General features: G+C 63.5%; 1 protein-coding gene. It reads right to left on the bottom strand.

Annotated features, from left to right (window positions below):
• A partial coding sequence (locus tag FY251_RS20970) for a hypothetical protein (protein ID WP_148416867.1) occupies nucleotides 1-456 on the bottom strand: 456 nt, incomplete at its 3' end.
• Nucleotides 457-499: the final 43 nt, after the last annotated feature.

Genomic DNA, 499 nt, shown 5'->3' on the forward strand with positions numbered 1-499 from the left:
GTGCTGGCGCTGGCGGGCGTAGCGCCGGAGTGCCATCTTGGGGCCCAGATAGGCAATCGCGGCCGCCACGAAAAAACTGAAGACGCCTTTGACGCTTGCGATGCCCTCAAACCCCTGAAGCAACCAGTAAAGCAGGACGAGCACCAGCGACAGCAGCACCAGTGCGTTCTGGACCCCCCGAAAAATGGCGACAGCCTCCCGTGAGCGCCAGCCCGCTTTGATCAGAAGGGGGCCAAGCTCCGGGTCATGCCCGACAACCCGGGTCAGACGCGAATCAAGCTGTGCCAGCCATTTCAGGCCACGGTCGCTGCTGTTGCGCTGATTACCGCTTCCCCGGCCCTCGTGCAAACGACGCACGGCGACCGCCCGGCGACGGTTACCCAGACCCAGATACACCAGCCCGGCGAGGCCAGCGCCGATCATTGCGATCGCGATCCATATCAGCACTGTCAGCACAACGACGTTCCCCTCAGACCGATTTGAGCAGCCGCCACAGGAC

It is taken from the genome of Haloferax sp. KTX1, from assembly GCF_902410085.1.
GTDB lineage: Archaea > Halobacteriota > Halobacteria > Halobacteriales > Haloferacaceae > Haloferax > Haloferax massiliensis.